The organism is Sphingobacterium sp. BIGb0165 (assembly GCF_024810095.1).
Taxonomy (GTDB): Bacteria; Bacteroidota; Bacteroidia; order Sphingobacteriales; family Sphingobacteriaceae; genus Sphingobacterium; species Sphingobacterium detergens.
This window is the reverse complement of sequence record NZ_JANUEB010000003.1, coordinates 567,196-579,777: the sequence shown is the minus strand read 5'-3', so window position 1 is coordinate 579,777 and position 12,582 is coordinate 567,196. Positions and strand designations below refer to the sequence as shown.

Genomic DNA, 12,582 nt, shown 5'->3' with positions numbered 1-12,582 from the left:
TTAAATTATTTAGGAGTGTTTATTTTAATTGATATAAATGGAATCGTTTATCTTCTTATCCCAGATTGAAGAACCTGTCCAAGCAAGACCGCATTAAAAAAGCTGCGTGCATTGCCAAAGGAAATACCTCGGAATAAGGGATCGTCAACAAAATATACAATACGTCCATTCCCACTATTTTCTACGAGAATACTGGCTGTACCTGCGATTTTCTTTTGATTTTCGGCCGATGCGTATCCATTTAATAAGGGAGACTTGCTATAAATTGCAACATTATTATAGGCCTGGTCACCCAGCTCAACAAAAAGAGTGTGATTGCGGTAAACAGGCTTTGTTTTCTGTATGTAACCATAACCGATCGGATGAGTTATGTCAATTTCAGTGTTAAAATAGGTTCCACCGATACGTTTTGTTCCTTCCCTACCTTGGGCGGAAGCATAATCAAAACGTTCCTTTGTTTTCGTTGGTTTTCCCTCTTTCGGCACCACACTATCGCTCCTCCCGTCAAGAAATTTAAAAGAAGCAATCTTCTGTTCTGCAAGCCATTGTCCCGTACGTCCAAAAGCAATTAACGTTCCTCCATTTTTTACCCAAGCTTGAATACGTTCAATAGCGGCCGAACTCAATCCGGTGTACTCACCGCTAGCCATGACAAGTACTTGGTATTCCTCGAGGTTTACACGACTGAACTGATCAATATTTAACCGTAAGATGGGCTGTTCCAATTGGCGTTCAAATGTATACCACACTTCACCGGCCTCATAAGCACTAATCCCATTTCCGGTTAAAAGTAATGCATTTTGAGGTGCGAGGCTTTTAAATCCACTACTTCCGAGATCTATTCCCTTTCCGCTGTATCCCGTGGAAGCGGATTCAATCGTTATATTTCCTCTTTTATTCAATTTTTGTAAGAAATCAAATAATTCATCCGCTGAGATAGGCTGGCCTTGTATGGGAATCAACAGGCTTCCATAATCAAATCCTATTGTCCTGCCCTGATCAGACAGTTCAAAGGGACTACTAGTGGACTTCACAAGAATTCCACGTTGTAGCAATTGGGATAACAACCAAGCTGCTCCCTCCTGCCGCCAATCTACGAGATAAGCATAATTGCTCCTTGTCAGGGCAATAGCGGGTGGATTAGTAACAGAACTTTGATCAGTTTCTCCGTTGTCCAACCCTTGTTTTAGACTAGCATAAGAGAACCCATAGAGGTAGGCAATGGAATTGCCCGAGCCATCATAAAAAACGCTATCTACATAAGTTTTGGTTTCGTCAAAGATGACTTTGACCAGCCGATAATTTGCCTGGGCAGTCGGAATAATGATGGAAGTTTGTTTCTCAAAATCTTTACCATCTACCTTACGGTCACGATTGTTCGTTATGTAGTGGATTTGATGCCTGGCAAGAAGTTCTTTGAAATGTGCCGCAGTGTTATTATTATACTTTAGATCTACCAAGTAACCTTTAACTGGATCTTTTTGGGCCAATTCGAACGCGGACTGGAAGAATCTCAGTTGATTTTCCAAAAGTGTCGTACGATGATCAATAGATGCTGTAATGCTCGCCAAGGCTATTCTGAAGTGGTTTCGAATAGCAAAGGGGTAAGTTAGATCACCATTGCTTGTTTTTTGAAAGAGGCCCCGTGGACTTGCTTGCTCAAAGAGGATTCCTAGGCTTCCGACATGATCAGGATAAGTAGATCCATAGGTTGGATTAATATTATCAAATTGTTCTTTGGTGAAATAAAAAGATCCTATTTCATCCAATGCCTTCGCATAATAAGTAGCAAATTTCTGATTTAGCTGATATGTACTTTTAGGGACTAAGGGAGATTCTTGAGCATCGGTCTTTGTAGGTTCGAAGAAGAAGGAAGATGCTGCTCCCATCTCATGGAAGTCACCTTGAAAATGGGGCAGCCAATGTTGAAAGTAGTTGACACGCGCCTTACTTTCGGGATTTACCTGATTGATCCAATCGCGGTTTAAGTCAAACCAATAGTGATTTGTTCGGCCTCCGGGCCAAACTTCGTTATGCTCTCTATCCAGAGGGCTTCCGTTTGGTGGAAATGCTGCATTAGCATTTACCCAATTGACATAACGATCATAACCATCTGGATTACGGACTGGGTCTATAAAAAATATTCCCTTTGTAAGTGAGGTCGCAACAGCTGGGTCTTCGGCAGCTGCTAGGTAATAAGCGGTTAAAATAGATGCTTCGGCAGCTGAGGTTTCGTTACCGTGCACACTAAAACCCAAAAATACCAATGCGGGCTGCGCTTCATTAGATACGATCCGGTTCTCTTTTGCTTTGTTAATCGTTTCGATATGCTGTTGACGAATTTGTTCACTATTACGGATGTTGTCGGGTGAAGAAGCTTTCAGCACGACCAGCGGTCTCCCTTCCCAGGTACGACCAATCGTATCTATCTTTATCCGGCCGGAACGTTGCTCAAGTATCTTAAAATAATCAACAATCTGGTCATAACGGGTATGACTATGACCGATTTGATGATTGAAAAATTGACTTGGCGTGGGGATGTTTGTCACAAAACGGCTTCCTGCGGGAAAATAATAATCTTTCTCCAAGTTTCGCCCAGCGGATTCATTTTGAAACACTTTGGGCACTGAGCCCTCCTGGGCAGAAGCAAAAAGAATACTGCTCCACAGAAAAAAAAGCAATAGCGAGCACTGGAAAAATACTTCGTATTTTTTCATAGGGATGAATTAGTTTAATAAGTGAATACTGACAAGTAGGATGATGCTACTTGTGGCATGATTGATAATAAGAGAAATACTATCCTTTACTATCCATTAAAAAAGTCTAGAAGAAAAAATTTAAGCGCAATAGCGCATTCGAAATGAAGTAAGGTTAAATCGAATGTTTTTCATGTTGTGAATGACGGAAAAGGTTGATCTTTGTGGTTTCATTTGAACTTTGTTTTTGTTAGGTTGTATCGCTGCCAACGCCAATTGATAAACGATTTGATCACAAATATAAAACATCTTACTGATAAATACTACTAAACAAGTAGTCTTTTTTTGCTTTTATCAGGAATCACGATTTTGTGACAAGGATATCATCGCCCAATACACCTAAGACGCCGGACCAAGGATAGCTATAAACTTTTCGAGATACTTACATTTATCCGAAGCAATGGTAATCATTTCCTTTAGATTATTATTCGTGGTTTTAGGATTTCAACAGAGGTGAGTTTATCATTTCATTGTGAAAGCGCTCCAAGTGTGAGGTACGTTGCCCAGATACTGGCTGCTAGAGCGAACAAGAGACTGTACCAGAGAATATCTATTGGCCTTCTGATCTTTATCAAAAAAACTATAACAAACATCAATGGGCAAACTGTGATAAAAATAAAGATAATTGTCGCTAAAGTCTCGAAAATATCTTGACTATAATTCATAAGCAATAACATGATCCCGACATAAAACAGCCAGACGAGGAGCGGTGAAATAAAGCACAACAGCAATCTCCACAGTAATTTGAGCTTAAAATGATCCGGGATGGCCCTGCGATAATTTCTATATAATAAATAACATATCCCCGCCAGACATAGGACCAGAATTACTAACTGCAAATAGATATTAAAAATGGTGTCAGCACGGGTGTTGATATTTGAAGAGGATTGGAGTTTATCATGGCTATAGTGTTTGATATTGATTGTTTCTCCATTAACAAATGTCTTTATTACCTTATCGGCACTGATCGTGTCCCTGATTATCCAGGTGGAGTCTTCCAATCCCATCTTATAAAATCCTTCAATAATAGTCTTACCTCCTTTTGTCCTGATGAACCGTCCATCAAGTCGCCCACCATTAAATCTTAAAGAATCACTCCCCTCTTCAGTATTGACTGTGAGCAAAGTTATTTTTCCGGGCGAAACCAGGCTAGCACTATCTGCTAAACGATGTAAAATGGCAAGATCAAGAGTTTTGATCGATTGATTCTTATTGTAATCATCGTTCCGCTCAGGCCTACTGGTAGATAGATAATTTATTTTGACAACAAGTAAGGAATCGCTTTTATGAAATTCCAATTCATCATCAAAATTAAGATGCTGGATTGTCGGATCTTTTAACAGTACATACTGCGGCTGATCAAAAGATTGGATATATCTTTGCTGGCTGGTAGCACAGAAAGAGAAAATTGCGACAGCTGCGCTAAAATATGTGCTCAATCGCGTCATTAAGGCTGGATTGACGGACTGTTGTGCCCTCCTTTTTGTGTAGAACCATGCCAACAATATCATGGGTAATGCGATCAGATCCGAAAGATCCACGGTTCTTCCAATACCAAAGTAGGGCTTCATAAATTGTATGATAACCGAGGAATATTCACTTTTCCAAAAGACAAATAAGACTGCTGTGGATATAAAAACCGTTAATTTTTGTTTAGGGAAGATAGCGGACCAGAAAATAGGGAAAATAAAAAGTCCACTGAAATCAGATAGTTTTCCGGTAAACGTATTATGGAATACCGCTTTCAGAAAAAAATCATTGATAATTAATAGAACAAGAAAAAAAATAAAAAGTGGCGAAACAAGATGCTTTAGGCGTTCAGACATACTTTAGCGTTTACGTTTTCTATTGATACTTATTATGCAATTTGGTAACCCAAAGACTACAGCAGTTGCAAAGACCATTTTCACAATAGTTATGGGGATATTGTTTAAGATTGGGAAAGTGTGATTTTCGGAAAATAACGGCAAAAATAGAATGGTTCATTCGACCATTAACATCCCATCGGGGTTTTAATAATAATTAATTTGGTTACTTTTTGTCCATTGTCTTTCCGCTTACCTACGATTCGTAAGAAATATCGACTTATACTTATGGCACAAGGATATTCACGTGGAGAATTTGTTTTTTCCAAAAGTTTAAACCAATCCTCTCCACACTGCTCTTTTACTGTTTGTTTCAACTCATCCATCGAGACTTCGGGAAAGGTATTATAATCCTCTTCGGTGTATTTATCACCTACAAATTGCCCGTTTGAATTTTGTTTTAACGACTTCCAGTTGGAATTAAAATGCTCCCAATCAATAAGATCACAGTGAGGCCCTTCATTCATAATGGTTACACTCGTTTCATAGCGTTGCTCAATGTTCAAACCGATAAGTTGCTCGCTCGAAATGGAGATGGTACGTCCTTCAATGGTTTCTCCAACTTCAGCTTCGATCTCAGCAGTATCTTTTTGAATCCGTTCCATTTTTTCTGCATCAAAAATAGCCATGCCATTAATGGCTATTACAAGTTCATTGAATTTTATTTTTGTAATTGTGTTAGATTCATTCGTATTGTGTACAGCGGATAGGTCCACGCTATCGCTCCCTCCTAGCTGCATATTTTTATTTTCAGTCAGTAGAACTCCTCCTGTGTCTTTCTTTTCATCCACAGTGATAACTGCACGTTGTGGATCAGTTCGTTTTTTTTGTTCTCTTTCGTTTCTACAGCTTAAAGCCATTAGAGCGAGTATAATAAGCGTAATATTTTTCCACATGATAAAGTCGTTTTAAAATCCAGAACGTCCACAATGAATGGTACTTTACTTGAGATCTATTTAATTGTTTAACTCAGCAGTGTAATAAGTAAACTGCTTGCTTCTCTCATTGTCGACCTTTTTAAGTGTATAAGCTTTTACAATTATGGTATTCTGATCGATCCATCTAATATTTTCGACTGCCCAGTTTTCGGTTTGAAAACTACTGTTTTCGGAAAGACGAATCCGAAATGGAGTTCCTTTTCGCACGTCAAGAATTCCTATAAAACAGCTATTAGGTGCGTATACCTCATTGTAGTAATATGCCAGAAACCGTGCGTCAGGAGATGGAATAGGAATTTCAACAGCACCATCACCGACCGAAGCAATCCTATGCTGGCTACCCTCGATGCTATCCAACAAAACCAAATCGCTAAAACCTAAACTTTCGGCAACAGAATGGCTTACCAAAATATGCATTTTCAACTGTGGAAAATAGCCGTTATACTCCCAACCCCGGAATCCATCCCCTTGGCCTGCTGAGGAATCATACTTTTTAAATTTTAAATTACCTTTTCCTGTTGGAATCACAAAATTTTTCTTTTCAACTGCAGGCCTGATATCGACGACGGTATTGGCGCTGAATGCCTTTTCATAGTTTTCTGCTGCCGCGGTCTTGAAATTTATTTTAGGCAAGCTGTCGTACCGATCTCCATAGCCGACGGTCAGATTTTTATCGGACTGCCCGTAAACAAGGCTTATGGAAAAAAGAATAATAAAAATCAATTTCATATTTATTTCTCGATTATGCGTAGCAAGAAAAGTTTTCTTGATACTATTTGACAAGCAGATTTATAACTTCCTAAAAGAATTAAAAACCAACTCGATATAAAGGTAACTTACATAACAACAAAAGTTAAAGGCTATTTAATATTTGTTTATAGCTATTTATGATTCGCAGATTCATAAGCTTTTTTTGCTTCGCAGTGGCATGAGTCATTGTATCAGCAAATTTGACGGCAATCTAGTATATATTAGGCTTCTATCTACCCGTTTAACAGATATCAAAAAAATAGTCCTACATGTGCTGTGCATTGCTTTGTACAGATAGAAAATTCAAGGGAGAAGAAATTGGAGCTCTTTTTGCCATTAAAATTTAACGAATTTATCCTATCTTTAATATTCAAATATTTAAATTTTATGAAGGCACATACGTACGAAACACAATCGACAATTACTCCTGAAAAAGCATTAGACTTCTTAAAAGAAGGCAATCAACGCTTTGTCAATAATCTAAAAGCAAACCGGGATCTACTCGAACAGGTAAATGCTACTCGTGAGGGTCAATGGCCATTTGCTGTGGTGTTAAGCTGTATCGATAGCCGCACTTCTGCTGAACTTATATTTGACCAAGGTTTGGGTGATATTTTCAGTATCAGAATTGCAGGAAATTTTGTCAATCAAGATATTCTAGGCTCTATGGAATTTGGCTGTAATGTCGCTGGATCTAAACTGGTTGTCGTTTTAGGCCATACCAAATGTGGTGCGTTGAAAGGTGGATTGGATGCTGCACAAATCGAAACAATGGGAATGGACAACTTGAACCATTTAGTTAATCATTTTGATCCTATTATCAATGAAGTGATTGATGAGAATGAAGAGCGTTCATCAAAAAATAGTGTATTGCTTGAGAAACTCAACCAACAGAATATTAAACACGCAATTAAAGATATTCGCAGACAAAGTTCAACACTTCGTAAACTTGAAGAAGAAGGTAAGATCAAGATTGTTGGTGCCAATTATGATGTTGAAACAGGAAGTGTAAATTGGTTATAAGCTTATTTCAAACAATGTGATTACTCTTTTGAGGATCAAAATTTGAGGACTTATTCAAAGAACTGTACAGCATAACACGAAGACATGGGTTATGCTATAAATATAAAAAGGCCGTTTGGAAAGTATCCAAATGGCCTTAAATTACCTTATATTCCTACTATTTATTTCAGATAATTTTCAATATCAACAAGCTGGTATTTGGGGCTTCTCTGCATGAATTCATCCAAAAAAGCGCTATGGGTAGCTCCCATTATTATAAGAATTCGATCATCGTTGTTGACTGGTATCTGGTTCAAATTGGAGAATATCCGCAGATTTCGTCTATAGAATTTACTCGCTTCATCTGCCCCTTCGAAATTGCCATTTGTACTGTTGTGAGTTAATATATCAGCATTTAGATTTATAAATTTTTGGAAAGTCGCTTTGCGATTAAATAGCTTCAATTTTTCTAGCAGAGAAAGGTTTTCTGCTGCCATAAATTCTTGAAGAATACTGGCGTTGTATTTTTTTGAGGTTATACTGTCTACTTGATTTTCCAATTCATTCCCTATGTTATAGTTATAAGCTGCGGTCTGCTGCTCGTCGATACCATATATTTTGTTTACGCCGGTCATTTTACCAATTTCGTAAGCAATTAGGGCTATCTCCCCTCCATATTTTGGTGTATAATCTTTAATTTTCTTAAAATTCCCGTAGTCGGCGTTCAATTCCTCATTTTTGTGTGGAAGTATTTCCACACAAATTATTGTTGGTTTGAATTCCGCCAGCATCTCTGCAATTTTATAAACCTCTTTCTTATTTTTGTCATCCTTTTCATTAAATTTTACTTTATGTGCATCAGGTGTGTATTTCATGTGAAAAGTTGCAAAATTTAAGACTTCAATTTTCTGCGCATAAACTTTTCCAAAAAGGATTCCACAAAGTAATATGAGGGTGATTTTTAAATTGATCCTTTTTGTTCTGTTAGATAGTTGAATCAATTGTACTGTGTTTTTCTGGCTCTTCATGCGTTAGTTTGTTCTTATTGATCCAAAAATATCACAGTTCGCCCGAATGTAGGCTACACTTGGGTGTAGTTTTATAGGAGGGTCTAGACGGAATAGCTTAGCTTAATCTTTATGGCTAATGAAAGCTTCCAGAATAGCTTTAGTCGATGGATATTCAGGTGTACTGCTTTTGAAAACCACGTTATCGATTAACCATCGTTCCTGCTTTATTAAAACCACTTCATCAAACCAATTTAGTTTGAATTTGGAATTCTTAAACTCCAGAATAGCTCTGGCCATCTCGCCTTCGACTATAATACTATCCAAAACAAATTGTTCAGCACCTTCATACTCGCTCGTGAAAATATCTCCTTCCAATAAGATTGGCTTTTCGGTCGGATCGCTACCATTGGCTGTTTTGAGTGCCTCACTTTTTTCCTTAGCGATCGCTTGGGTGATCAATGTCGCCAAGTCTTTGCTGAGAAGGTTCATATTGACAGTCTCTAAGCGGCTCTTGTAATTCATAAAAAAGGTATTTAAGGTTTGAGTTATTTCTGAAATATCCTGCTTCTTTTCATACTCCTCCCTTAAATTCTTATCTGGTTCTGGCACAAGTTCAGTACGGTCATGAGTACTATCCTTTTTTCTTTCCGGATTGGTACAATGTGCTAAGAATATGATGATCATCTGACCGAGCATTATTCGCTTTACCGTATAAAATCTGGACATAAAAATGCAAATTACTTGTATATCTGTAACGAGTTAACCCGAACTATTATTGCCGGTCATAGGTTAAAGATGGTCTAACAACTGGCCATTTACTGTATTTTAATCATTTAATGGTATTAGTTTAAAATGGATTTAGAAACTTCAAAAAATCCATGTTATATTATGACATGGTTAGATTAGGAAATTTATCCTGTAAAACTCCAATAAATTTTTCACCAACGACCTGATATTTTGCTCTTGTTTCCAATTGTATCTTTAGATTGAGCAGATCTTGCGGGTCAATCCGATAATTAAGTCTATCATGGATTTCAAGAGATAATGAACTTCCATCAATATCAAAAGTAATAACATGTGTTTTTGGCAAATATTCTTCCGATGATTTTGCATAAACACCCAATTGCGATTTCAGAATACCTCCATATCGAAGGGTAGCTTTTTCAATTCTAAAATTATCAAATACTATATGTTCATCTAATTCGCCTATTGTATTGGTGCTGAAAAAATACAAATCGTTTCTACTTAAGACCCAAAAACAATCTGTTTCAATTCGTCTAAGTTTTACTCCTATTGTGGATAATGCTACATTTTTTAATCCATCAGCTACAAGCTCCTGCACTTTATTGGCTGTTGACTGGGGAACAGATGCAGAAGTAAACGCATCAATGGGTTTGCCATTCATCCATTGTCTTAATTTTGAAAAATCCTGCGCCAAAAGTTCCTGTTTGTATCGGTCATATTTAGTTCTTTCAGTATCCAAATCAATTTCTGACTTTGCTGTTTTGTGCTTTTTATTCATGGTAATCATGAAAACTACACCTGCAATGATTAATACGACTGGAATTATAAATAATGGGTTCATTCTTTCTTGGGTTTAAGTGTTTTTTGTGTTTAAATATCTGTTGGATTGGTCAATTTCTTATTGCAATCCTATTTATTTTCTTTGGCTTACTGTTTTTGTTTATAGCACTATTTATTTTAAGACTGTATCATAAATTATATTCAACAGATCTTGCCTCATTTTGGAGTTTCTCTGGTCAAGAAGTATGATGATACCCCATTTTTTATTTCTATTGTAGCAAATAATGGAAGACTGTCCCATAGAATCTCCTGATTTCATATAAATTGTATTTTTATCATCCGATACAATATTAAGGCCTAATCCCATCTCTCTCTTTTCATCTTTATATACTACTTTTTCGGTGATAACGGCAGCTTTACCAACCGTTGTTTCATGATTTAAAACTGCTTTTAAATATGTAATCATATCGGAAGCATCGGACTTTATTAATCCTGCGGAAGCTGTAATATTCCATTTGAAAAATTCCTGGATTCCTCCACTTGGATTGTGAGCTGTTGTTCTATTTTTTACATCAAAATCCTTCGTTAAGGTATTGGTCATATGTAATGGCTTTATTATTTTGGTTCTAATAATTTCATCATAGCTCTTACCATACACTTTCTCCAATATTTGCCCCAATAAAGTATATCCAATTGTGGAGTAGCGATATTTACCGCAATCTTTTAGTTCACTGCAATTATTGATTATCCCAGCTAATGTTTCTGCGGTCACACTACTGACAGGCTGCTGCGGGTTCAGTTCTATCAATTTCGGAAAATCTAAATCAGGTAAACCGGACTGATGTGAGGCCAGATCCGAAATTTTAATTTTGTTTCGAAGATTTGGCTGGAGTATATACTCTTTGGGAAGAAATCCATCAATATAATCATCCAGTTTTATTTTATGATCCATAACCGCCTGCGCAATTAAATTTGAAGTCAGGATTTTGGTGATTGACGCAATTTCGAAGATGGAGTTTTTACTAATTTTTGTTTGACTTTCTGCATTCAACTTACCATAGGCCGTATAATATTCTTCATTGTTATTGATAAAGCCAACACTAACTCCTACCTCAGGATTTTTTTTATAATTATCATTTACGATGGAATCAATTCTTTTGCTCATGTTTTGTCCAAAAGAAAAGCTGCTAATAAATAATAGTCCAACTAAAAGTTTTGATGAAGTGTTCATTGTATCATATTTAGGTTAAAATTTATCCCGATACAAAGATGTGGAAGACATTCAAGTTATGCGACCGAATAAATGCAGTCACTCGTATTTATTCAGAAAAATGAGTACGAGTAATTACAAAAGGTGTACGAGTAATTACAAGCATCTATTTAAAGATTCTTACGATAGCTAGTTGGAGTAATGCCCGTGTGTTTTTTAAACGCAGTATTAAAGGAAGATTTCGAATTAAAGCCAACTTGGTATAAAATTTCTAGGATAGTGACCCTATTTTTTGTCTGATCTTTTAAAATCTCAATCGCATTCTCTATGCGGTAAGTATTCACAAAATCGTAAAAATGCTGTCCTATTTGATGGTTGATTAAAAGAGATAAATCCCGAACTGGAATTTCAATCTCATTGGATACATCTTGAATGGTGAGCGATGGGTTAAGAAAGGGCTTTTTCTCGACCATATACTTTCTTAACTTCACAAGCTCTTCATTATGTTTCTGTTCAGCTATGGTTGACTGTTCACGACTATTTTCTTCTGAAACGAGCTCAGAAACTAGCCTTAGTTTTGAGTCAATATTTCTAAAAATATCCGGATTATTTAATGCTTTAAATAGATACCAGCAAAAAACAAAAAGAGAAGATACTAAAAGTCCAATCTTTAACCATTCTGAAATATGTGGATAATCCGAAAATTTAAGAATGTTTTTTAAAAGAGCTACGAGATATAAAATGGTCAATACAATGGTAAACTGAAACAACCAATTATATGAACTGACACTTTTCCCTGCAAAGTTTTCAAGATATAGTTTCTTTGATTTTCTAAGTACGCGAAAAACAGTTATCATATATATAACGATCTGAAAATGTATTAGAATATGAATGAACTGAAACTCTATCATACTTTGACGGTTCTGAATAAAACTCATTTTCGATGCTGCATCAACAGTATAAAAACGCGGCAGTAAAATCAAATTAACGATCAAATATGGGAGTAGATGTAGTAAATATTTTGGCTTTAACTTAAAATCAGCATAGCAAACAGATATGATATAGAGATAAAAAATGGGGATCTGCAGGAAAACAAAGGTACTTTTAAACATACCCAGATTTGATGGGCCATCAACCATCATGTTAAACAAGGGCTCACTAACATCTATTGCATTTAATAGTAGAAAAACAGCAAATAATAAATTACTTGTTTTGTACTTTGTTTTAAGCGTAAACAAGAAAAATGCGAGAAACAGTGAAATGAATAAAGAGATTATATTTACAATAATTAATAAATTGATTTTATCCATTCCTTACTTTTCTTTGTTCATGGTTATTTTTATTGGTATTCAGGCAGCTAGTTAAAATTAGAAATCCAGCAGGTGCAAATATAAAAATTAGATTGACTTTGTTTGTTTTTTTTAATCAAAGTATATTCTAGCAAACCCAAATGGCTATCTACCGATTTTCTATGATGGACCCTGTAATAGGATAAGAATAAGGTGAAAGCTCAATTCGGCTAATCCT

The 12,582-nt window shown here is 36.3% G+C and carries 10 protein-coding genes; 1 reads left to right on the top strand and 9 read right to left on the bottom strand.

The window, feature by feature from the left end:
• Window positions 1–47: 47 nt before the first annotated feature.
• From M2408_RS08980 to M2408_RS08965, 4 genes are all read right to left on the bottom strand, one after another.
• On the bottom strand, window positions 48–2,717 hold the full coding sequence (locus M2408_RS08980) for a M14 family metallopeptidase (protein ID WP_259180998.1): 2,670 nt from the start codon (window positions 2,715–2,717) through the stop codon (window positions 48–50).
• 506 nt (window positions 2,718–3,223) lie between these two features.
• Window positions 3,224–4,582: a hypothetical protein gene (locus tag M2408_RS08975; protein ID WP_259180996.1), complete on the bottom strand. Its 1,359-nt coding sequence runs from the start codon at window positions 4,580–4,582 to the stop codon at window positions 3,224–3,226.
• 167 nt (window positions 4,583–4,749) lie between these two features.
• Window positions 4,750–5,517 (bottom strand): hypothetical protein, encoded by a 768-nt coding sequence (locus M2408_RS08970; protein ID WP_259180993.1) that lies wholly within the window; start codon window positions 5,515–5,517, stop codon window positions 4,750–4,752.
• 60 nt (window positions 5,518–5,577) lie between these two features.
• Entirely contained in the window at window positions 5,578–6,288 is a 711-nt protein-coding gene (locus M2408_RS08965) for a hypothetical protein (protein ID WP_259180991.1), read from the bottom strand.
• A gap of 408 nt (window positions 6,289–6,696) precedes the next feature.
• Between M2408_RS08965 and M2408_RS08960 the strand changes: the two genes are divergently transcribed.
• Window positions 6,697–7,332: a carbonic anhydrase family protein gene (locus M2408_RS08960; RefSeq protein ID WP_120259164.1), complete on the top strand. Its 636-nt coding sequence runs from the start codon at window positions 6,697–6,699 to the stop codon at window positions 7,330–7,332.
• A 161-nt stretch (window positions 7,333–7,493) separates the two neighbouring features.
• Here M2408_RS08960 and M2408_RS08955 read toward each other — a convergent pair whose 3' ends face one another.
• From M2408_RS08955 to M2408_RS08935, 5 genes are all read right to left on the bottom strand, one after another.
• Entirely contained in the window at window positions 7,494–8,186 is a 693-nt protein-coding gene (locus M2408_RS08955) for a DUF5694 domain-containing protein (RefSeq protein WP_259180988.1), read from the bottom strand.
• A 255-nt stretch (window positions 8,187–8,441) separates the two neighbouring features.
• Window positions 8,442–9,005 (bottom strand): hypothetical protein, encoded by a 564-nt coding sequence (locus M2408_RS08950; RefSeq protein ID WP_259180986.1) that lies wholly within the window; start codon window positions 9,003–9,005, stop codon window positions 8,442–8,444.
• Window positions 9,006–9,207: 202 nt separating this feature from the next.
• Window positions 9,208–9,906, bottom strand: coding sequence for a hypothetical protein (locus M2408_RS08945; protein WP_259180985.1), 699 nt, complete (start codon window positions 9,904–9,906; stop codon window positions 9,208–9,210).
• A gap of 111 nt (window positions 9,907–10,017) precedes the next feature.
• Window positions 10,018–11,010 carry a serine hydrolase gene (locus M2408_RS08940; RefSeq protein WP_259180981.1) on the bottom strand — a complete coding sequence of 331 codons (993 nt, stop codon included), beginning with the start codon at window positions 11,008–11,010 and terminating at the stop codon, window positions 10,018–10,020.
• 215 nt (window positions 11,011–11,225) lie between these two features.
• The gene (locus M2408_RS08935; protein WP_259180979.1) at window positions 11,226–12,365 is read right to left on the bottom strand and encodes an AraC family transcriptional regulator; all 1,140 of its coding nucleotides are present in this window, start codon (window positions 12,363–12,365) and stop codon (window positions 11,226–11,228) included.
• Window positions 12,366–12,582 lie beyond the last annotated feature (217 nt).